Below are 20244 nucleotides of genomic sequence, written 5' to 3'. Positions count from 1 at the left end.
GTTCAAGCTCATTTTAATATTTGAAACGACTGATCATCACCTTCAAATCAGCAGCCATATTGGAAAGCAATTGAGCAGAGGCTGAAATTTCCTCCATGGAAGCCAATTGCTCTTCTGAGGAGGCGGCCACTTCTTCAGATGTAGCGGCATTACCGGTTGCAATCGTCGCCAGCTCATTGGCTGTCGCTGCAATCTCTTGTACACTGGCTGAGATTTGCTGGGCTATCGAAGCAACCTCCTCTACCTGAGGCGTGGTCTCTCGAATGCCTTCCATCGCATGATTCAGCTTCACAATGGTCGCTTTGGAAATCTGTAGCCCGTCCTTCACCTCAGTCGTAACCCTATCCATCGTCTCCACCGTAGTTTCGGTTTCATGTTGAATTTCGCCAATCAAGTTGGCAATCTGGGTGGCAGAACTCTGAGACTGTTCTGCCAGCTTACGCACCTCATCCGCGACGATGGCAAAGCCTTTACCATGATCACCTGCTCTGGCTGCCTCAATAGCTGCATTCAACGCCAACAGGTTCGTCTGATTGGAGATATCGCCAATGACCTTCGTAATTTCTCCAATTTCATGAGAGCGGGCTTGCAAGGTTTGAATCATCAGGTTGGAACGCTCTACTGACTCGTGAATAGAATTCATCTGCTCGCCTGTCTGCTCTACAGATTTTCGTCCTTCCTCAGCTTGCAAGGCAGATTGTCTGGCCAGATCCGCTACTGAAGTCGAGCGTTCAGCGATTCGAGTGATTCCATGTGCTATTTCATCCAGTGCCACCGAGTTATTTTCCAGCCCCATAGTCTGCTTCTCCGCACCGCTAGCAATTTCTTGCACGGCTTGGGACACCTGCTCACTTGCAGCGCTGGTTTGTTCCGCGCTTATCGTCAGCTCATTCGAAGAAAGAGCGACGTGATCTGCACTGTTTCCTACATTCTGAATAACAGATCGCAAGTTGTTCTGCATATTCTGAAAAGCTACTCCTAATTGTCCAATTTCGTCTTTGCTCATGACTTGAATGTCCTGTGTCAGATCCCCGGCACTCACATTTTCCGCCTGTTCTTTAAGTTTTAAAATCGGTTTAATGATGGAACGGATCAGGAAATAAACGATGATAGCACCAATCACAAGACAACCAACAATGGTAAGCAAAGTGCTGATCAAAATCGGCTGAGCTGCTTCATCGACTTCAGATAAATAAAGCGTTCCGCCTATCTTCCAGCCTGTCAGCTTATTGGTCGCATAGTTCATATACTTGAGCTGACCTTCATATTCATATTCGTATTCACCAGTATCGCTTTGAAACATGCGTGATTCAATATCTGTAATTTTGGTGCCTGCTGTCTTCGTTGGATGAACAATGTAAGTATGGTTGCTATCCAGCAATATGGCATAACCCTCATGGCCTACTTTAATATTGTTCAATGTATCTTTAATACCACTAATTTTCAGGTCAATGCCAATAACACCCGATCCATCTGTCGTTGCTCTCGACACCGTAACCGTCATCTGCTTTGAATCTGCCGAAAGATAAGGTGAACTAATCGCTGTCTTTGTTGGTCCCTTTATCGCTTCATCGTACCAAGGTCTGATACGTGGATCATAATTATCGGGTAATTGCTTTTGTGGATAGGTTGTAATTTTAGCGTCTTTCGTACCATAATAGATGGATTCTGCTTCTGGGTGAAGTGCAGCATATTGCTTAAACAACTCTTCCAGTTTAGCTGCTTGTTCCTCCGTCTCGATCCGATTGCCTTTTAGTCTTTCTGCAAAATATTCTGCATCATGTATCTTGGGCTCAATGGCACTATCAATGATAAAATTTGTACGAATTATAGCCTGCTCGGCGCTCTCTTCAATCTGGTTTCGAATCTGCTGACTAGCGCTCACAAACGACAGAGCACCCACGATCATGGATGGTATGATCAAAAATGCAATAAAGGCCACCATTAGCTTTGTTTTGAAATTTTTACTGAGCATCCTCGACACCTTCCGTTTTTTTTCTGAAAACTTCTTCATTACTAAGCATCTCCATTTCATCGCCAGAATTTTGTAACCTATGGTGAACCGCTTCGTCTTATCGATGATGACAGGTCACCTGACAGATTCTCTCTCACGTTTTTTCACATCTCTTGCTGAAATGCTTCGATATAAAAAGATATAAACACGCTAGTTGAATAGGTATATGTACTTATTTTTGAGCGCCACAAGGCTGAACGGAACCGGTTCTTTGATATAATATACCTAAAAATTATTAAAAAAAATGCAATGTAGATGTTAAGAAAATGTTAGTTTCCCCACACTATACCTACCTCTTTACATAAAATAATCCCCTTGAAGGTGGCACACATAGGCTCATTGATCGAAATCACCATATGCTACACCCGCAAGGGGATTAAATACGCTTTATTCCATTCTATCCAGCAAAGCCTTAAAATCGTCGATATGGGTGACCGGTGCCTGACAAGCAAAATGCTCACACACATATACGGCTGGTTTGCCATTCACAAGATCGTAATCATGGATATAAGGAGCTAATTCTGCAATCTCCGGCTGTCCTTTATCCTTAAAAATAACAACCATATCCGGCCTAAAACCAGCTTGAACCACCTGAACGAACTGGGCAGTCTGCGGATCATCCCTTTGACCCACAATGACAATCTCTCTAGTCTTTCCCGTCGCATACAACAACGCGCTGAGCAGCGCTGAGTAGCCTGAGGGGTAATGAGCAACCATCCCGCCAAAAGCCTTAAACTGCTTGGCTGCATAGTCTTCCAATCGAGTTTCCCCCGTTAGCCGCGCAAGCCGCACAAAATTATGGGCCGCAATGCTGTTACCCGACGGAATCGCACCATCATAAATTTCTTTGGGTCTGGATATCAATTGTTCGCTACCTGATCCGGTAAAGAATAATCCGTCCCGTTCTTCATCCCAAAACAGATCAATCATATTCTGATTAAGCGTCAGTGCCCGCCGTAGATATTGCACATCAAAGGTCGTCTGGTACAACTCGATCAAGCCCCACACATAAAAAGCATAATCATCTACATAGCCGGGGTAAGCTGCCTGACCGTCCCGATACCGTGCCAATAGGCGTCCATCCCCCCGTCTCAAATGGTTCCACAAGAACGTCTCTGCCTTTCGAGCTTGCTCAGTATATCTGGTATCTCCAAAAGCTTGCCCCGCCTTGGCCAAAGCAGCAATCATCAACCCGTTCCACGAGGTCAAAATCTTGTCATCCTTTTGAGGATGAACCCGCTGCTCCCTAGCAGTAAACAGCTTGGCCCGTAGCTCACTGACCCGCTGCTCTAGCTCTGGCTCGGTCAAGTCATGCTTGTTCGCATAGGCTTCCAGATTGATATCAATCAGGTTTGGAATATTGTGGCCTTCAAAATTACCGTAAGGTGTGATTCCGTACAAATCGTTGAAAAAAGCGGCATCCTCATCGCCCAGTACAGACTTTATCTCGGAGTCGCTCCAGACGTAAAATCTACCCTCTTCTCCTTCAGAATCCGCGTCCTCTGCCGAATAAAAGGCGCCACCTACATCCGTCATGTCTCTTGCGATATATGTAAAAATTTGTTCAGTGATTTGTCGATACAGTCTCTTGCCTGTCACCTGCCAAGCCTCTGTATACGTGATGGCCAACAAAGCGTTGTCATACAGCATTTTTTCAAAATGCGGCACCAACCATTTCTCGTCCACTGAGTACCTTGAGAATCCCATGCCTACATGGTCGTAGATTCCGCCCCGTGACATCGCATCCAGCGTCTTCTCTACCATTTCCAATGCCTGTTGATTCCCCGTATGTTGTGCATATCGCAGCAGAAAAGACAAGTTATGTGGAGAGGGAAACTTCGGCGCTTCTCCGAAGCCACCATATTCACGATCGAAGGTGTGACTGTATTCATGGAAAGCTTTATTCAAGCACTGCTCATCCAGTTCACCACGATAACCTGCAAGCAAGTCCTGTCGTTCATGCTCGGTAAGTACCTGCTCACTCAGCTCCATCAGCTCATCCGGCTGTTCTTTCCAGCGGATTCCCACCTTACCCAGCAACTCCAGAAGTCCGACACGCCCAAACTTCTGCTCCTTGGGCAAATACGTACCCGCAAAAAAAGGCCTCTGATCCGGCGTCATCAAAATCGTCAGCGGCCAGCCCCCATGCCCCGTCATCGTCTCACAGATAGACATATAGATATGATCCACATCCGGACGTTCCTCTCGATCCACTTTAATGGATACGTAATCCCGGTTTAATACCTCAGCTACCTCTTCATCCTCGAAAGATTCTCTCTCCATTACATGGCACCAATGACAAGTCGAATAGCCAATCGACAAGAAAATAGGCTTGTTATCACGCTTAGCAATTTCAAAAGCTTCATCTGACCAAGGGAACCAGTTTACCGGATTGTAAGCATGTTGCAATAGATACGGTGACTTTTCCTTGGCTAATCTATTCGGTTTGCTGCTCGTTGACATGGGGCATCACCACTTCCGTAGTTGGATTTTATGCTCGGTATTATTTTACCCTAAATGGTTGGTAAAAGTCGGAAGAACAGAAAAAAGATAATGACCTTTTATCGAATCTATCAATTAAGTGTTTATTCAGGTCATAAGTAGGTATGAAAAAGCACTGATGGGTATTCTCCAACAGTGCTTTGTTTACTGCAATCGTACCTTATTAGCCTTTAGCATTATACTCATTAGCGTTTATATCAAATATGTTCAGAGCTTTCAGTAAGGCGTATTCACTTGTTCTGGTCCCTTCTTTTGAAAAATGCGCATCTGGAAAAGCGGGGGACATATGATGGTACCCGGGATAAACATGTAATTCCACTAAGACACCATCAAAGACCAGTTGTTTAGCAAAAGATAAGGCTTCATCAATAAACAAATCAACGGTACCTATATTTATATAAGTCGGTGGTAACCCGGCCAATGACTTTGCACGGGCTGGCACATAATACTCACTTACCTCCTCAGAACCCGGTTCAATCCCCAATACAGATTTCCAGCCAAAATAATTACTTTGTTTTGTCCAAATAAACTCTCCTGCGTATGGATGCTCCGGTGCGATACTTGTGCGGTCATCTAGCATTGGCCTCATTAATCTTAGATGATGGATTTCGAATTCCTTCTGATCGCGAATGTACAAAGCTAAGCCAGCCGCCAAACCACCACCAGCGCTACTGCCCCCGACGGCAACTTTCTGAGTATCTATCCCTAACTCTTCCGCATGTTCAATACACCATTTTAGTCCCGAATAACAATCCTGTAACTGACTTGGCTGTACATGCTCTGGCGCTAGGCGATAGTACACAGATACACAACAGAAACCTTGTTCTGCAGCAAGAGCTGCATTAGCAGGACGATCCACGACTGGACTTCCTAAGACCATCCCGCCTCCGTGTATGGAATAATACAGAGGCATCTTATTATGCTTTGATTGTTTAGGCTTAATGATTTCTATTTGAATATCTGGACCACTAAAACAACTTGGCACAATCTTTTTTTCTAATGTAACAGGGAATATCTGCGTTACATCTAATGGTTGCATCATCTGAGATTGGCTTTTACGTGCTTCCATTAGTGTAGATTTGGTAAGATCGGTTGTTGGTATTAAATCAACTGCACTGATAATTTCTGGATCAATCAGATGTCTACTTCTACTTTTTTGTTCCCCCATGGTAGTCGTTTCCCTACTTTCTTGTTTCAATGACAATAAATCAATACATGTTTCCCTTCATTTATTCAGAATCGGCACCGTTCCAAATCCGTTGTTTCTGTCGTTTATATTCATATTTTAAAGATTAAAATAAGCTTTATAAATGAAAACAACGAGTTAGAATCATTTTTGACATAAAAACAATAATGAAAAAATGAGGTGCAATCCAATCTTTTGCCAAACAAAAAAACGTGACCGGATTGGTTTTTCACCGCGATCATCCAGTCACGCCCTAAGCTCACCATTTTATGAGCCAAAACTAAATTTATTGACGCGAGTATAGCACCACGCCACTTTGCAAATAGGTGTTTTTTATGTCCACTTCATGGGGTATCGATCGATATTCGCTGGCGTATCCCCCTACTTTTTATGTGAATACACAATTTTTTTAATGGTTTCGGTAGAGAGAAAAAACTCCTTAGCTAATTGCTCAATACTGCTACGATTTTGAAAAGCATTTCTGATCGCGGCATTTCGCTGTTCAAGCAACCTTCTCCCGCCACTCAAACTGCCCCAATCCATATATTCCGTTTTTGGCTTAGGAATATACAGAGTCTCTCCTTGAACATATTTTTGAATTTCCATAATTAGTTTTTGAGGTAAAACTTTTGTAGCATTCGTATATCTCAATTTTGCTCGCTCCTTATTTTGATTTTTTAAAATAAGGTGCAAAGCCAAAAATATTAAAAAAGCTTGTTCAGCGTTAAAAAATTGTTTCGCCCCATACAAAGTAACGCTTTCTCAATAATTGGCTTTGCATGAGTGTAAGAAGTCACAGACAATCCCAATAGATTCTCCATCAGTAGGCACCCCCTTTTACTTCGCAAGTATAGCATAACTCTGCTCACCTGATCTTCATCCATTTACGAGGTGCTGTCGGGACGCTTTTTTTGCTCGACTCTTGTTATTCGTAAGCCGATGTTTTATATTGACATAAGAGTAGGTCAAAAACAAAAGAGGTGAACGGACGAGATGTCTCCACGAACGAAGGAACAAAATGAAGAGATCCGGCTACGGCGTCTGGCGCAAATCCGGAAAGCGGCTGCCGATGTTTTTTTGAATAAAGGGCCTTTACTGGAAATCCGTGATGTGGCCGTGCAGGCGGGACTCGGCTATGGCACGGTATACCATTATTACAGCAATAAGGGCAATTTGCTCCATGATCTGCTATGGGACGCCTTGGAGCGGACCAGGGGATGGCTGAATACCCCACAAGAGACTCCGCTGGAGGCTCAACTGAAGACCCCACGCGCATCGGCTTCGGAGGAGACGCCGGCCGGCGGGCATTTCGGCTTGGCTACGGCGGCGGATACCGGAAACTCGGCTGCCACGGATTCCCAAAATGGAAGCCGCGACACGGCCGCTGCCGCAGAGCTTGGCCCCGTCGCCGCCGCTGGCGTCCGGCTGCTGCAGCTTTGGGCGGGGGACCACGCCCTGTACCTGCTGCATAAGCTGGCCGGTGAGGGCTTTGCCTCGCTGCCTGAAGCGCGCTCGGCCCCGCTCTCAACCGCCTTTCGCCAGGAAGTGCTCGCGCCGCTTGCCGTGCTGCTGGAAACCGATCGTGCGGCGGACGGGACTGCCGCTTCAGGCGGAAACGCGACAGAACCACCGTATCAACTACACCGCGCGGAAATGCTGCTGGCCGCCTTGGTCGGCTGCGCCTCGCTTTCGCTTCGCCGCGGAAAGCTGCACGAAGAGGCCTGGGATATCGTCCGGTTTTTAAAATTATAGAATGGATAAGGAGCGAACAAGCAAAGATGATCATTTTAAAATCACCTAGAGAAATCGAAGAAATGAGACCGGCGAGCCAGATCGTTGCGGACTGCTACCGCGAGGTGGTCAAACTGATCCAGCCTGGGATCACCACCCGGGAAATCAATGACTTTGTTGCCAGACACATCACTAAGCTGGGCGGCAAGCAGTTTACGAAAGGGTACAACGGTTTCCCTGCCGAAACCTGCATTTCGGTCAACGATGTGGTCGCCCACGGCATTCCTTCGAACCAGGCGCTTATGGACGGCGACTTGTTGAAGCTTGACATCGTTGTGGAATACGGCGGATGGTTCGGCGATTCGTGCTGGTGCTATGCGGTGGGCAATATCGGGCCGGAGGCGCAAAAATTAATGAAGGTGGCAAAGGAATGCTTGGACTTGGGGATCGCCCGTGCGCTCCCCGGGGGCCGGCTCGGCGACATAACGTCGGCGATTCAACAGCATGCGGAAGCAAACGGCTTTTCGGTCGTACGCGATCTGCTCGCGCACGGGATCGGACGGAGCCTGCACGAGGAGCCGAGCTACGAGCATATCGGCATAGCTGGTAAAGGCATTCGGTTAAAGGAAGGCATGGTGTTTACCATTGAACCGATGATCAACGAAGGTACGTTTCGTATTACGATCGACGACGATCAATGGACGGCGAGAACGGCCGACGGCAAGTTGTCGGCACAATATGAGCATACGATCGCAGTTACACAGGACGGCCCACTGATTTTAACGGCCCAGTAAGAATAAAGACGAACAGTGGGAATGCGTCATTTTAGGAATAAGTCGCTACCCCGGCCTGCTTGGCCTTTCGGAATCCGAAACGCGAAAAAGCGCTGGTCCCAGGCTGGAACCAGCGCTTTTTTACATGGTTTGTATCTTTACCGATTTACGAAAAACCATATTGTTATGCGGTTTTTTATTATGACTTTGGTATCATGTTACGGATTTACACTCTCTCTTGGCTAGCCTATCTTGCATGTATGTTTTTCATTGCATATCTTGCTATTGGCTGAGCAATCAATAGCTCAATCCAAAATGCTACACCAAAATTTCTAAACCAGTTGTGAAAGAAGTTCTGGAAAGGTTCTAGGCTTATTTGTTTCGTACCAACCAAGTTCCTATAATTGTGGTAGGCTACACGAGTCGTGCTAATAATAGTAAAGTATAATCAAGCATAAAACTCATAAAGGAGTATATGAACAGTTGAGCAATTTTCTGAGTGAATTTGAGGAAAGATTTAGAGCAGGATTTTTGGAAGATCTCATAAGCATACTGGAAGAAGTGAAGGATGAAAAAGTTTACGCTTGCGCGTTTGGCACAGACAGCGATTTTGTCACCTTATTTCTAGCTGTTAATACGGAGGAATCACTTGTTAGACATGTCACGAACATGAAAGTCGAAGACCTGTGCAACAGCAAGGAAGATGAAATTTATTACAGATGGGGATTAAGCGAATATCAATATGGCGATACAACACACCTCAATCATATTAGCAAATTTCTGTATGCAACCGACAATGTGTTGGACTATAAAGATGAAATGATAAAAATTATGGCCAAGGTAGTTAAAGAAACCGACGATGTACTTTTTACTCAATTCGGCCAATCCAAAGAAGATATTATTTTTTTCGTGTCCATGACAGATGATGATATGGCCGAGGAACTGGAAGATCAGTCTGTAATTCAGATGACAAATGCCAAATTAGTTGATGGCTTCTTGCATCGTTATCAATAATACTAAATCATTCTCTTTCACATGGTTTAACTTTTTTCCAATCTCAAACACTCACTTACCAGCTACTTATTTGTAACCTTTTGAAGATAAATACGGCGCTGGAAGGTACGTTAAATGGGAAGCAGCGAGATAAACTCCTTGCTTCCCATATGCTTATTTTGCGGTTAAATGTTCTTTCAACCACTGTCTATAAAACTGTAGTTGCTCTTTGGTGTGAAAATAATGCTTTCCACGTTCCATCACTTTTAGCTGGCAATGAAATCGGCTTGCAAACGTAGATATGACGTCATATTCACACAAGTCATCTTCAGAGCCATAAAGTATGGCAGTTGGCTTATTCCATGTATCAATTGGATGCGATTTAACATAGCAGTAATAATCCCAATAAAGTGTTCGCCCAATGGGTGTAGATATTTCTTTTTCAACTTTTAATCTATCCTCACTTACACTGAACCATGTCATCATATTTTTGATTATTCTCTCCATATCTAGCACTGGAGAAAGAAACAGACATTGTTTTAGTGGGAGATGATGATAAGCAAGCAAACTAAAATACCCACCCATGCTACAAGCGAAAATACTAATTTCATGCCATTGCTTTTGTGTGTAACGCATGATGATGTCAAGATCATGAACACAATTTTGAACTTTACAGACGTAGGTTTCTTCTTTGCGGTCACCATGTTCAGGCAAATCAAAACTAATGACTTGATACCCTTGTGCCGTTGCTTCTTCTGCAAATATAACGATCACATCATCTGCCTTGTTTGACATATTACCGTAGATAGCTATAAGTATCTTATCTGATTCACCACCCCACAAAATTGCCGGGATGCCCTCGATTTTCAATTTTTGCTTTATCATTACTTTATCCTCGCTTAAAACAGCTTGTTGTTGTCTTCCTTATCAAAATATTCTTTGTGATTCTATCCTATGATACTACGATGATAAGAAAACTACGCCGCCATCATACTTATGGTATCGAAATTCGCTTGTTTTGCTGAGATGTGACTCCAAAGCAACTTATTATTGACGATACTGATCATAACTTCTGGTTCTATTACATCCTGGTAGGAAAGCATAACCAAAGTTGCAATATCTCCCATCTGATATGCAGCCGTTAATGCCCTTAGAAAAGTTTTCGATTTTTCACTTTCTGGTAAGGATAATTCGCCTTTTAAGAGTTCCTCCTGAACTGCTCCTAGCGATTTTCGTGCCCGATGAAGTGCAACTTTTACCGCTCCCTCTGTTGTGCCCAGTATGTCGGATGTTTCACTAATCGAAAATGCGAACACATCTCGCAGCAGGAAGACAGTTCTCTGAAGCGGTGATAGATGATTCATTAAGGACTGCAACGCTATCTCAATTTCATAAGTTCCATGATCCGGTTCAGTCACTTTCGCTTGTTCCCTATTCAATATCCGAGTGAAGACTGCTTTTCTCCGTATCTCATCAATCCAGGTGTTTTTAGCAATCCGCAGCAGAAGCGCTTTGGGATTGGTATGTTCGAAATTGTTTAACTTTCCTAATGCTTTTACCCAAGTATTCTGAGCCAATTCTTCCGCATCCCAATTTGATTTCGTAAGTGACAGACAGTAACGCTTCAGGACCGCCTGTAATTCGTCAAAGTTGTGGATGTTCACTGAATTGTCTGTCATCTGTATAGAATCATCTATGTTCATAGGCCTTCTCCTCCACAGTCATATTCTGCCCTCTGCTAAAGCAAAACCATTTGCTACCTTCATTGTAAACGAATTAGGGGTTGTAGAAGTTACACCATATACGCAAATCGTTTTTCTAATAAAAACTCCGTATCTTTTTACAGTCTGGGTTCGTTTACAAGGAGAAATCAACTGAACCAAGAAAATGGGGGTATACAAAATGAGTGTTTATGTTCCTTATGTTGTGGAGCAAACTGCTCAAGGTGAAAGATCGTACGATATCTATTCCAGATTGTTAAAGGATCGTATTGTGTTTGTAGGGGCAGCCATCGACGATCAATTGGCTAACAGTATTATTGCTCAATTGTTGTTCCTGGCGGCAGAAGATCCGGAAAAAGATATTTACATGTATATCAACAGCCCAGGTGGCTCTACTTCCGCAGGATTTGCCATTTATGATACGATGCAGTACATCAAGCCCGAGGTGCATACGATATGTACGGGATTTGCTGCTTCGTTTGGCGCCATCCTCTTGCTGGCTGGTGCCAAAGGAAAACGTTCTGCACTGCCGAACAGTGAAATTATGATCCATCAGCCGCACGGCGGCGCACAAGGCCAGGCCAGCGATATTGCGATCAGCGCAAAACGAATTTTATGGACTCGTGAAAAGGCAACCCGTATCACAGCTGAACGGACCGGGCAATCTTTTGAAAAAGTCGAAAAAGATATGGACCGGGATTTTTTCATGTCTGCTCAGGAAGCACTGGAGTATGGCATCATCGATCAAGTGATAACTTCTTTGTAGAGTATGCACAAGACTTAATGATCCCCTGCTCTGGCCAAGAAACTACAAGAAAAATACGAGGTGATTTCATGTTAGCAAGTTTGCAAGGCAAGGAAGTAACTATTCATTTCATTGACGGAACATGTGCAAGCGACGGGGTATTGGACCAGATTGACGACAAGTATGTTAAATACCTTACGCAATATCAGACGCTTGTTATTCCAATTACGTCCATTCGCACCGTATCCATAGACATTAAAGAAAAACAATCTAACAGAGTTGGATTCGCCCCATAAATCTAACATAGTATCACAGGTAATCGCCGATCCCACAAGTTTAAGCCATCCTTCCATGATTTGTGGAATCGGCAACCCGCATGGGTGAAAATTTCATTTTACGGAGGCATGGTATTATGGAAATCTCAAAGGGAGTGGAAATGCTTCAACTAGATTTTCATGGGAACAGGATTCATCCCATTCTGTTGTGGGATCGAGAAATGGCAGTGTTAGTAGATACAGGATTTCCAGGACAAATCGAAGATTTACGCATGGCTATGGAAAAGGTAGGCGTGTCGTTTGGCAAACTAAAAGCTGTGATTTTGACACATCAAGATGTGGATCATATAGGTTGTCTTCCTGAGATTTTGCAGGAGTGTGGCAACAATATTACAGTATATGCGCATGAGCTGGATAAGCCGTATATTCAAGGGGAACTCCCTCTTTTAAAAGATGGTCACCTTGAGAATCCCCCGAAGGGCAGAGTGGACAATACCTTAATAGATGGTCAGGAACTGCCGTTTTGCGGAACAATTCGAGTCATCCATACGCCTGGGCATACCCCTGGTCATATCAGCCTTTATTTGAAGCAAAGTAAGATTCTCATTGCTGGTGATTCGATGTACAGCGAAAACGGGATTCTCAGAGGAATTCATGCTCCGACTACACCTAATATAAGTGAAGCTCGTCTCTCATTGAAAAAGTACTTGGATCTCGACATTGCATCGGTGGTTTGTTATCACGGGGGATTAAGTAATGTAGAAGTTAATGACCAGATATTAGGACTTAGCAAAGGATTATAAAATTTACTCTTAGTTACGATATCAAAACTGGATTCCCTTGTAGATCGAAAGGGTCCGGTTTTTTCAGTTATGTGAGATGCCTCCATGTAGCGACTAGCGCAAAAATTCAATAAGAATTAATGATTGCTGCTTCCGTTGGCGGTGAACAATACTATTAAGAAAATTTATATGGTTTAATTCTTTCTAGATCTTTCATAATACAACAAATTGATTAACCCTCGAAACTGTAAATACAAGACCCCACTTTAACGAGATCGGAAGATACTGAATTTCCAATGCATATGCCAATATTTTTCTTCTCAGCTATTGAAGTTGAAATTTGAACCGAGCTAACGCTTAACACTGTCTCAACTTGATCTGCATTTTTAATAAGAATTTTATCTCCTATGATTTTTTTATTTCTGGGTAGGTTAAATGATCCAATTCTTTGTTTGTTCCTACTATGATTGTTCCTTCATCTATTGACTCAAAAGCCAAACTAACATTCATTATTTTTTCCATTTTAGACGTTGCCCTTATCGTTCTTCAATATATAGTCCACCCTTTACAATTTGGATTAGAACAACAACCACCTACTCTTTTAGATAATGTATTTTTTGTATTTTTGCAGAATTCATCTCTCACATTAACCGATCCTCCTAGCAATATGTATTTAAAAAGAACTTTATAGTAAGTGATGAGAGACGTATTTCGGCTAGTTACTCAAATGATTTGAGTTGTTATTGGCATACTAAACATCTACTTTGATTAGTTTCATAGCTAAATATTACTATTACGCCCACCAATCTTTATCAAATAAAAGTTTATCCCTCGAAAGTTGGATTACAGAATGTGTAAACAAACTTTCTCATCTATAAAGAAAGCCATCTGTCTACACGTATTTCCCATGCCTTATACTGCACCTATGTAATAAAAAAAGTAACTCCTAATGTGAGAGCTACTTAAAAAAGCTTAAATGGCATTGCCATTTGTTTCTACGATTTTTGTAAAGATAGTTTATATAATTCACTTACGATTCAATAGTCGTTTTTTCTACGAAGTTTCCATTCTCTTTAATAATCATCCTTGCCAACCTTCGTCCCGCTCTCTTAAAGAAAAATTCGTCAGTATAATTCTCTGAAACTATCGCTGAAATTTGATTTATGACCTCATTCTTTTTGTCATATTCTATTTTCCCCATTACATCCTCGCTCGGTCCATAACTATATACGACTCTTTCCTCGTCTTCGTAATCTTTTAACATGATTATATATACGGCCATTATTCTCACTCCTCGTAAATCTTCTCCCAATTCCATGGTCTTCCAGATTCTACAGTTTTATCATGCGCTGTTCTGTAATTCGTATGAAATATGCCTTCAAATCTCGATTCAAAAAGCTCATGATGTAGTAATTGTACATCAGAATCCACATACTTCCCATCGATTAATCTCTCCCACGCTTGTGACAGCTCAAAGTCTGGGTCAAATCTCCCGATTCCATGATCTTTAATGTGGATATCGTTAAAAACATGGTCTTTAATTCTTTGAATTCTATTTTGTGAAAAACCGGTATTTTTAGAAATAACTTCTACACCTTGATTTCCTAAATTCCTAAATTTTTCATATAACTCTTCTGCAATAGCTTCTTCTCTAAAAAATTGGCCTGGAGAAATATTACGAGCACCAGTTTCAGCATAATTAAAATCGTTTGATTTTATAATAGAAGAGCGCTGTTCACTTTCTTTTAAGATATTGCTCGTACTTTTAGCGCCTTCATACTTAACGGATCCCTCCAAAAGATTTTTGGGCTTAATCAGTGTTTTGGTCGACGTAGAACCTATCATCAATCCTGCTGTACCAATCATATTAGCCCAGTGTTCCTTTGACCACGCATTGGTAGGATTGAATGCACCCTGAATCATGCCTGTTACTCCAAATGTACCGAAATTGAGCATGTCATTCCATGAATCGTTTTGTTTGGCTGCTCGTTCCATGTACCCTTGATACATTCCTTTTGGAATACCGTACGTCATATAATCCATGAAGCTCCAGAATGAATCAAATTTTTTCTCATATCGTTCTGAATTAGCTACTACAAAATCCTGACCAAGCTCTGCTAAGCTATCCGCCGATTTTTGGAAAGCATTTCGAGTATCTGGAGCAGGAACAGAACATGATTAGGTGGAGGTGGTAAACAACTGGCGTCAATATTACCTGTTTCCAATAAATCAGTTAATCTAAACTTATCTGCATGATGGCGCAATTCTTTTGCGATAGAATCTGTAAGTGTAACAAATTCATTCATATTCTTCTGGGATGTTTGAAATCTGTAATAGAATTGCTCCTTCGTTATGCCCTCCCAGAATCGTTCCATAAACGAGATATGCTGCGATAACTTACTATTCATCTGCATCACCGTTTGCAGCGCAAGCTCAAACTTCTTAGAGACAGCTATAAGATGTTCGGGTGTCACTTTAATGGTTGTCATAATGTACCTCATTTTGAGTTCGTTAGGACATAATACCATTATTCTAATTTATGGAAAACCTGCTTCATTCCTAATTGTTATAAGAATCAGAAGACTTATTCCCTATGACCTCTGACTTATATTTATTCAAATACTTCTCTTTTGCTGTCCATTCCTAAAATACATCTTACTTAAGTTATATGATTCACCTTATAAAAATAAGCCGATACATTGAAAGCTCGATCTCTTAGTTTCGGTAGTTTATCCCATCAATTATTTCAATTATCGTCAAAGCCCCTGCTTTGTACCCTGAAATATAATCTGAGGCAGATAATATAGAAATCAGTACATCATTTAAATCGGATAGTTCTTCGATTAATTCGTAATCTTGTTCCGACAATTTTGCTTTTAATGCTTTCATAGAAGCGGATATTTTCTGATGGACTAGCTCAAGCTCAGGGTTTTTAGGTTTGGTTCGTTCGCTTGGGTACCATTTTCCATAGTATAAATCCTCCAAGATACTCATATATTCATCTTCTTCTCCCTTTTAATAAGATTTTGTGTAAATTCCAGAATCGTAGATGCATTTTGTTCCCTGAAAATAGAATATCCCATTGTAATGTCAATAATGATGATTTAGCGAATATATCACTAGAAACCATTAAAAAGCCCTACCCCGTAGGATAGAGCTCTACTTTTCTAATGACAACTTTGACAAAGTTGCATTTTCTACTCTAATTTATCTGATCTAATTGTTCGGGTGATTAAACTAATTTGGCATCGAAGTGTGTTTTGAAATTGAATCGATAATTAAATCCCAGTCGTCATAGTGAATCTCATGTCCGGCACCTTCCATGCTAGTAAAAACGCACCCGGAATTTCGTTAGCAAGATGTATTCCGTGTTCATAAGGGATAATCGGATCTTCAGTACCGTGTATAACCAGTGTAGGAACGTTTATTTTCCCTGTCCTAGCCAAATAGGATTCTCCACCTGACAGCATTGCGTGATTATTCATACTAGCCATATTATTGCTTCTTTTCCATTCTTCTATTGCCAATTGATAAACCTTATTCTCATCGAAGGAATGCTTTGAACCTACTAGAATTCTTGATCTACCCACCACAAAATCAACCACCGATTGTTCGTTTGTCCAATCTATTGCTTCCATATTCGAGAAATAGTCCATAACCTTTTCCTCCATCGGTGGAAGATCGGGAGCAAAATTGGACGTGGCTAAAAGAGTCACCGTTAATACTCTGTCTGGATGTCGTAGAGCTATCATCTGAGTCAGCATTCCGCCCATAGACATCCCTACGATATGCGCTTGTTCAATCTTATAAGCATCCAAAACTCGAATCGCATCATCTGCCATGTCTTCAAAAGTATAGTCTGGTTGACCCGGTTCATAAGTTGTAGAACGTCCGACATCTCGGTTATCGTAACGAACGACAAAACGACCTGTATCAGCTAAACGCTGGCAGAATTCTTCCTCCCACCAGATCAGTGAGGATTGAGCGCCCATAATCAGTAATATTGCTGGGTGAACTCGCTCGCCGAAACTCTCACTACAGATTTCTATTCCATCGCTTTTTATAAGTAGTTCATTCATGTAGAATTCCTCCCTTCAATGATATATAACAAAAAAACACCGAATATTACCTTCATCACTTATCCTTATTAAGTACTTCCAGTGCCTCTGCCTTAGACAAACAGGAATTACCGATCTACTCGGTCGCTAGTTTAAGATATTTTGTTGCAAGAAATTTAGAAAATCTCTTTGCATAGAGCCAAGCGTAAGAATTTTTTTGATTATCCTGAACCTACTGTGCTGGCCTTTGATTTTAAATGACCATATTGCAGAAGACAGGTGTCCAGAATGATATTTTTGTTCCTGTAAATCAGCTATTTCATATTCAACTTTTTGTACTACTTTTGTGGAAAATAGATTGAGGAAAAGGATAATAATCCTATCATTATTTAAGAGTAATATGGCTCGACTTGTATAAGCCGAAAAGCTCTGTGGAGTTGAATAGCAGATGAGCATGTCAGATTCTCTATGAGGTTCTGCTAGCTTGTCGATCAATTTTTTTGTAATGAATAGCATGATCAAATCCCTCTCTATCTGGATGTTTAAATGAATTGACAGTAAAGAATATCCGTCAAAAATATTATACTACACAAGCAAACTATTCCAAAAAAAGATAGTCATCTGTAGCCTGTTTGAATAATTGGATGAATTGAAATTTGGATAAATTAAGCTCTTTACATAGTATTATTGCAGGTATTGTATCCTCCACCGTTAAAGATGTTATTAATCTTAACGAAATGAATAAATCATGGATTATTGTGGTATTATTTCGGATTATTGTTAATACTACGTATCTGAGGAGGGGGACAATGAAGTTACATACCAAATTTTCAAGACAATTATGCCGGAATATCGAGCTCATTTGTGACTTCATGGGAAACAGTTCGGATTTTGTTGTTCGTGAGATCACAGCTGGTCATTCACACGCCGCTCTTTTTTATTTGGACGGCATGACCGACATGCAAAAAGTACAGGACAACGTGATCCGCCCGTTGCATGATCGTGTCTCCTCTGATGAGATTACTTTACCGTTATTGAAAAACGCAATTTTGGACATTGGTGAAGCAAGCTTTACTCAAAACTTTGAAGATGCCTTGGAACAGATTCTCTCGGGTGGTCTTCTCCTACTACTGGACGATATGGATGAAGGTCTGGTCATTTCTTTGCCTGGATGGGAAGAACGCAGCATTTCGGACTCGAAGACACAGCCAGTGGTCAGAGGTCCGCAAGAAGCGTTTACAGAAACTTTACGTACGAATACGACTATGGTTCGTCGAAGGGTGAAGGATACAAGAGTACGTCTTACTGCGGTAAAAGTTGGCGAAAAAACTAAGACCGATATATCTGTCATGTATTTACATGGAGTCGCTGACCCAAAAAAGGTGCAGGACATGATATCCAAGTTAAAGAACATGCAAGTAGAAGGTGTGCTTGAAAGCGAATATTTGGAAGAATGTCTCCATGAAGATAAGCAATTCACGATATTTCCACTCTTTTATAATTCTGATCGCCCAGACTCCATTGCAGCAGGAATCATGGAGGGGAAAATTGCAATATTTGTGGATGGATCTCCCTTCGCCATCCTTGCACCTGCGGTGTTTGCAGATTTCCTCCAATCCGCAGAAGATTATTATCAGTCCTATGTTTACGGTAGTATCATTCGAATATTAAGGTACATCTGCCTAACAATCTGTATGTTGGCTCCGGCCATTTATGTCGCATTAACGACATTCCATCAGGATATGATTCCAACAGTTTTATTATTAAGCTTATCTGCGCAACGTGAAGGAGTTCCATTCCCAGCATTTATTGAGGCGATGATCATGGAAGTGGTTTTTGAAATTCTGAGGGAGGCAGGTCTCCGTATGCCACGGACGGTCGGTCAAGCCGTTTCTATTGTCGGGTCCATCGTGATTGGCCAGGCAGCTGTAGAAGCAAACATCGTTTCGGCTGTTATGGTCATTGTTGTTGCAATAACTGCCATTTCGAGCTTTGTCATTCCCTCGTACACCTTTGCTATTCCAATTCGGATATTACGTTTCGCTTTCATAGGCATAGCCGCTATGTTTGGTGTGTACGGATTGACTGTTGGTATTCTCATGCTCTTTGTGCATCTAAATGGGCTCCATTCATTCGGTGTACCGTATTTGAGTCCCTTTGCCAATTACAAATCGTCGGAGCAGAGGGACGCCATATTGCGTTTTCCATATAAAACTAAAAAACAACGCAAAAACTAAAGGAGTAGACCATCATGAACTCGTACCGATCCACCATTTTATTAATGTTTATGTGCATCTGGCTAATGGTGTTTCTTACGGGTTGCTGGAACAGTAAGGAATTGAGCGCAATTTCCGTCGTGATGGCTCTGGGCATTGATGCAGTTGATGACCAATATGAAGTCAGTTTACAAGTGGTTGACCCATCGAAAATGTCTCAGAATTCCCCCATGGAACGGACGCCAACGATCGTTTTTTCCAAACGCGCCGATACCATATTTGAAGCTATTCGAAAATTAACAACAGAATCGTCCCGAAAAATGTATATGTCTCACTTAAAGTTTGTCATTTTTGATGAAAAAACAGCAAAAAAAGGAATCAAGGAGCCGCTGGACTTTCTATTCCGTGACCATGAAGTTCGGCCTGATTTCTATTTGGCCGTTGTCAGAGAAAACTCAGCAAAGGAGGCCGTTACTTTTGTAGCTCCAACCGAGGTCTTGCCTGCAATGGATATGTATAAGGCATTAAAGAACTCTGAAAAAGCATGGGCTCCAACTTCCGCAGTCAATGTAAAAGATCTTTTGCAGAAATTTACGAAGGATGGCATTGAACCAGTTCTCACCGGTATTCGACTGACAAACCTAGAAAAAGGTCTAACTATTGATAATGTGACAAAGTCGCCCCAACATGTTAAATATTTTTTCACTGGAATTGGTGTTTTCAAGGGCGATCGACTTATCGATTGGATGGATGATTCGCAAAGTAAAGCCTTTACCTATATATCCAACCGTGTTTCCAGTACCGTAGCTTCCATCAATTGTCCGAATTCCAAAGGAAAATTTGTTGTTGAAGTAATCCGTTCCAAAGTAAAGATACGCCCACAAATAATAGACCATGAACCGCGCATTTCTCTTATTGTGGATACAGAATCCAATATCGGAACGGTCTCGTGCAATGCCAACCTTAAGAATGAAGAGACATTTAGAAATCTTCAAGAAACAGCTAAAGAGCATCTGGAACAGTCTTTGAAGGGAGGCATTCGAAACGCACAACAAATGGGTTCCGATATATTCGGATTTGGAGAAGCTTTTCACCGCAAGTTCCCGCATGAATGGCATAGATGGAAAGAGGATTGGCCACAAAAATTCCAAACTCTTAAAGTGGATATTCAGCTCAATTATCGTTTAGTTCGGTTCGGAGACATTACCAGTCCAATTGATATGGGAATACACAATCAGGAGTGAGTAC

Annotated in this window: 16 protein-coding genes and 2 pseudogenes; 8 read left to right on the top strand and 10 right to left on the bottom strand. The window is 41.9% G+C overall.

The features are described from left to right. Positions 1-13: 13 nt before the first annotated feature. The 4 genes from ACUC6J_RS11620 to ACUC6J_RS11605 form a co-directional block, all read right to left on the bottom strand. Positions 14-2014, bottom strand: coding sequence for a methyl-accepting chemotaxis protein (locus ACUC6J_RS11620; protein WP_447250229.1), 2001 nt, complete (start codon positions 2012-2014; stop codon positions 14-16). A gap of 387 nt (positions 2015-2401) precedes the next feature. Continuing rightward, on the bottom strand, positions 2402-4477 hold the full coding sequence (locus ACUC6J_RS11615) for a thioredoxin domain-containing protein (protein ID WP_447250228.1): 2076 nt from the start codon (positions 4475-4477) through the stop codon (positions 2402-2404). Between the two features lie 202 nt (positions 4478-4679). After that, the gene (locus ACUC6J_RS11610; RefSeq protein ID WP_447250227.1) at positions 4680-5684 is read right to left on the bottom strand and encodes an alpha/beta hydrolase; all 1005 of its coding nucleotides are present in this window, start codon (positions 5682-5684) and stop codon (positions 4680-4682) included. Positions 5685-6083: 399 nt separating this feature from the next. Beyond that, positions 6084-6353 carry a CD3324 family protein gene (locus tag ACUC6J_RS11605; protein ID WP_025364821.1) on the bottom strand — a complete coding sequence of 90 codons (270 nt, stop codon included), beginning with the start codon at positions 6351-6353 and terminating at the stop codon, positions 6084-6086. A gap of 342 nt (positions 6354-6695) precedes the next feature. Here ACUC6J_RS11605 and ACUC6J_RS11600 point away from each other — a divergent pair, with 342 nt between their 5' ends. From ACUC6J_RS11600 to ACUC6J_RS11590, 3 genes are all read left to right on the top strand, one after another. Then, positions 6696-7454, top strand: coding sequence for a TetR family transcriptional regulator (locus ACUC6J_RS11600; protein ID WP_447250226.1), 759 nt, complete (start codon positions 6696-6698; stop codon positions 7452-7454). 26 nt (positions 7455-7480) lie between these two features. Further along, on the top strand, positions 7481-8227 hold the full coding sequence (map, locus tag ACUC6J_RS11595; RefSeq protein WP_447250225.1) for a type I methionyl aminopeptidase: 747 nt from the start codon (positions 7481-7483) through the stop codon (positions 8225-8227). A 462-nt stretch (positions 8228-8689) separates the two neighbouring features. After that, positions 8690-9220: a DUF4303 domain-containing protein gene (locus ACUC6J_RS11590; protein ID WP_447250224.1), complete on the top strand. Its 531-nt coding sequence runs from the start codon at positions 8690-8692 to the stop codon at positions 9218-9220. A gap of 153 nt (positions 9221-9373) precedes the next feature. Here ACUC6J_RS11590 and ACUC6J_RS11585 read toward each other — a convergent pair whose 3' ends face one another. Both ACUC6J_RS11585 and ACUC6J_RS11580 read right to left on the bottom strand, forming a co-directional pair. Next, positions 9374-10084 (bottom strand): alpha/beta hydrolase, encoded by a 711-nt coding sequence (locus ACUC6J_RS11585; RefSeq protein WP_447250223.1) that lies wholly within the window; start codon positions 10082-10084, stop codon positions 9374-9376. A gap of 92 nt (positions 10085-10176) precedes the next feature. Further along, positions 10177-10902 carry an RNA polymerase sigma factor gene (locus ACUC6J_RS11580; protein WP_019687194.1) on the bottom strand — a complete coding sequence of 242 codons (726 nt, stop codon included), beginning with the start codon at positions 10900-10902 and terminating at the stop codon, positions 10177-10179. A 199-nt stretch (positions 10903-11101) separates the two neighbouring features. Between ACUC6J_RS11580 and clpP the strand changes: the two genes are divergently transcribed. From clpP to ACUC6J_RS11565, 3 genes are all read left to right on the top strand, one after another. Beyond that, positions 11102-11686, top strand: a complete 585-nt coding sequence (clpP, locus tag ACUC6J_RS11575) for an ATP-dependent Clp endopeptidase proteolytic subunit ClpP (protein ID WP_151255594.1) — start codon at positions 11102-11104, stop codon at positions 11684-11686. A gap of 68 nt (positions 11687-11754) precedes the next feature. Next, on the top strand, positions 11755-11961 hold the full coding sequence (locus ACUC6J_RS11570; RefSeq protein WP_016819010.1) for a hypothetical protein: 207 nt from the start codon (positions 11755-11757) through the stop codon (positions 11959-11961). A 116-nt stretch (positions 11962-12077) separates the two neighbouring features. Next, positions 12078-12743 (top strand): MBL fold metallo-hydrolase, encoded by a 666-nt coding sequence (locus tag ACUC6J_RS11565; protein ID WP_031463487.1) that lies wholly within the window; start codon positions 12078-12080, stop codon positions 12741-12743. Between the two features lie 1009 nt (positions 12744-13752). Here ACUC6J_RS11565 and ACUC6J_RS11560 read toward each other — a convergent pair. The 4 genes and pseudogenes from ACUC6J_RS11560 to ACUC6J_RS11545 form a co-directional block, all read right to left on the bottom strand. Continuing rightward, positions 13753-14004: a hypothetical protein gene (locus tag ACUC6J_RS11560; protein ID WP_016819008.1), complete on the bottom strand. Its 252-nt coding sequence runs from the start codon at positions 14002-14004 to the stop codon at positions 13753-13755. Between the two features lie 5 nt (positions 14005-14009). Then, a pseudogene (locus tag ACUC6J_RS11555) lies at positions 14010-15211 on the bottom strand (WXG100 family type VII secretion target). Positions 15212-15437: 226 nt separating this feature from the next. Further along, positions 15438-15716 carry a DUF6809 family protein gene (locus tag ACUC6J_RS11550; RefSeq protein WP_017428544.1) on the bottom strand — a complete coding sequence of 93 codons (279 nt, stop codon included), beginning with the start codon at positions 15714-15716 and terminating at the stop codon, positions 15438-15440. 243 nt (positions 15717-15959) lie between these two features. After that, positions 15960-16801, bottom strand: a pseudogene (locus ACUC6J_RS11545) (alpha/beta fold hydrolase). A 788-nt stretch (positions 16802-17589) separates the two neighbouring features. Here ACUC6J_RS11545 and ACUC6J_RS11540 point away from each other — a divergent pair. After that, the gene (locus ACUC6J_RS11540) at positions 17590-19017 is read left to right on the top strand and encodes a spore germination protein (RefSeq protein ID WP_340864674.1); all 1428 of its coding nucleotides are present in this window, start codon (positions 17590-17592) and stop codon (positions 19015-19017) included. 14 nt (positions 19018-19031) lie between these two features. Then, positions 19032-20240: a Ger(x)C family spore germination protein gene (locus tag ACUC6J_RS11535; RefSeq protein WP_031463482.1), complete on the top strand. Its 1209-nt coding sequence runs from the start codon at positions 19032-19034 to the stop codon at positions 20238-20240. Positions 20241-20244 lie beyond the last annotated feature (4 nt).

It is taken from the genome of Paenibacillus sp. JJ1683 (assembly GCF_053006485.1).
Note: the sequence above shows the minus strand (reverse complement) of the source record. Positions and strands in the feature narration are given on the sequence as shown.

Bases quoted from the DNA above. Each gene is read 5' to 3' on its own strand.
- ACUC6J_RS11620 (WP_447250229.1), bottom strand. From the start codon at position 2,014: ATGAAGAAGTTTTCAGAAAAAAAACGGAAGGTGTCGAGGATGCTCAGT.
- ACUC6J_RS11615 (WP_447250228.1), bottom strand. From the start codon at position 4,477: ATGTCAACGAGCAGCAAACCGAATAGATTAGCCAAGGAAAAGTCACCG.
- ACUC6J_RS11610 (WP_447250227.1), bottom strand. From the start codon at position 5,684: ATGGGGGAACAAAAAAGTAGAAGTAGACATCTGATTGATCCAGAAATT.
- ACUC6J_RS11600 (WP_447250226.1), top strand. From the start codon at position 6,696: ATGTCTCCACGAACGAAGGAACAAAATGAAGAGATCCGGCTACGGCGT.
- map (WP_447250225.1), top strand. From the start codon at position 7,481: ATGATCATTTTAAAATCACCTAGAGAAATCGAAGAAATGAGACCGGCG.
- ACUC6J_RS11585 (WP_447250223.1), bottom strand. From the start codon at position 10,084: ATGATAAAGCAAAAATTGAAAATCGAGGGCATCCCGGCAATTTTGTGG.
- ACUC6J_RS11580 (WP_019687194.1), bottom strand. From the start codon at position 10,902: ATGAACATAGATGATTCTATACAGATGACAGACAATTCAGTGAACATC.
- clpP (WP_151255594.1), top strand. From the start codon at position 11,102: ATGAGTGTTTATGTTCCTTATGTTGTGGAGCAAACTGCTCAAGGTGAA.
- ACUC6J_RS11570 (WP_016819010.1), top strand. From the start codon at position 11,755: ATGTTAGCAAGTTTGCAAGGCAAGGAAGTAACTATTCATTTCATTGAC.
- ACUC6J_RS11565 (WP_031463487.1), top strand. From the start codon at position 12,078: ATGGAAATCTCAAAGGGAGTGGAAATGCTTCAACTAGATTTTCATGGG.
- ACUC6J_RS11560 (WP_016819008.1), bottom strand. From the start codon at position 14,004: ATGGCCGTATATATAATCATGTTAAAAGATTACGAAGACGAGGAAAGA.
- ACUC6J_RS11550 (WP_017428544.1), bottom strand. From the start codon at position 15,716: ATGAGTATCTTGGAGGATTTATACTATGGAAAATGGTACCCAAGCGAA.
- ACUC6J_RS11540 (WP_340864674.1), top strand. From the start codon at position 17,590: ATGAAGTTACATACCAAATTTTCAAGACAATTATGCCGGAATATCGAG.
- ACUC6J_RS11535 (WP_031463482.1), top strand. From the start codon at position 19,032: ATGAACTCGTACCGATCCACCATTTTATTAATGTTTATGTGCATCTGG.